Annotated in this window: 1 protein-coding gene and 1 pseudogene; both read left to right on the top strand. The window is 66.2% G+C overall.

Features of this window, described 5'->3' with window-relative positions:
• Positions 1 to 531, top strand: a 531-nt coding sequence (locus HW837_RS47940; protein WP_193382260.1) for a carbohydrate ABC transporter permease, incomplete at its 5' end; no start/stop codon positions are given.
• Positions 528 to 1,072, top strand: a pseudogene (locus tag HW837_RS47935) (carbohydrate ABC transporter permease); the annotation flags it as partial. The gene HW837_RS47940 and the pseudogene HW837_RS47935, both read left to right, overlap by 4 nt.

The following is a 1,072-nucleotide window of genomic DNA, read 5'->3' as shown; positions in this document are numbered from 1 at the left end:
GCGGTCATCGGCTTCGTCTGGCAGCTGATCTACAACCCCGACACCGGCCTGATCAACAGCATCATCGGCGCCAACGAACCCGGCCACTACATCGACTGGATCGGCGACCCGGACCTGAACCTGTGGGCCATCCTCGTCGCCGCGTCCTGGCGCCACACCGGCTACATGATGATCCTCTACCTGGCCGGCCTCAAGGGCGTCGACCCCTCCCTGCGCGAGGCCTCCGCCCTGGACGGCGCGAACGAGTGGCAGACGTTCAAGAACGTCATCTTCCCCACCCTGCGCCCCACCAACACCGTCGTCCTGGTCGTCACCATCATCGAGGCCCTGCGCGCCTTCGACCTCGTCTTCGTCTTCAACAAGGGCGCCGAGGGCACCGAACTGCTCTCCATCCTCGTCACCAACAACATCATCGGGGAGTCCAGCCGCATCGGCTACGGATCGGCCATCGCCGTCGTCCTCCTGGTCATCTCCCTCGCCGTGATCATCCCGTACCTGATCGCGACCTTCCGCAAGGAGCGGCAAGCGTGAGCACCACCGTCGACACCACCGCCGCGCGCGCCGCCGGCAAGGAGCGCACGCCCCTGCGCCCCGCCCGGGTGCTGCTGCACGTCTTCCTGGTCGGCATGGCCCTGGCCTGGCTCGCGCCCCTGCTGTGGGCCCTGTACGCGGCCCTGCGCCCCTACGGCGAGACCTCGGAGAAGGGCTACGTCTCCTGGCCCGACACCCTGAGCCTCGACAACTTCACGAACGCGTTCACCCAGTCGGAGATGACGCACTACTTCGTGAACACCCTGATCATCGCCGTCCCCGCGGTGCTGCTGACGCTGTTCCTGTCGTCGATGGTCGCCTTCTACGTCAGCCGCTTCGACTTCCGCGTCAACCTCTTCCTGCTGCTGGTCTTCACCGCCGGCAACCTGCTCCCGCAGCAGGTCATCATCACCCCGCTGTACCGGCTGTACCTGCTCATCGACCTGCCCGGCATCACCATGTCCGGCAAGCTGTACGACTCCGCGCTCGGCCTGGTCCTCATCCACGTGGCCTTCCAGTCCGGCTTCTGCGCCTTCGTGCT

This window comes from Streptomyces caniscabiei, from assembly GCF_014930365.1.
GTDB lineage: Bacteria > Actinomycetota > Actinomycetes > Streptomycetales > Streptomycetaceae > Streptomyces > Streptomyces caniscabiei.
This window is presented reverse-complemented; position numbering and strand designations above follow the sequence as displayed.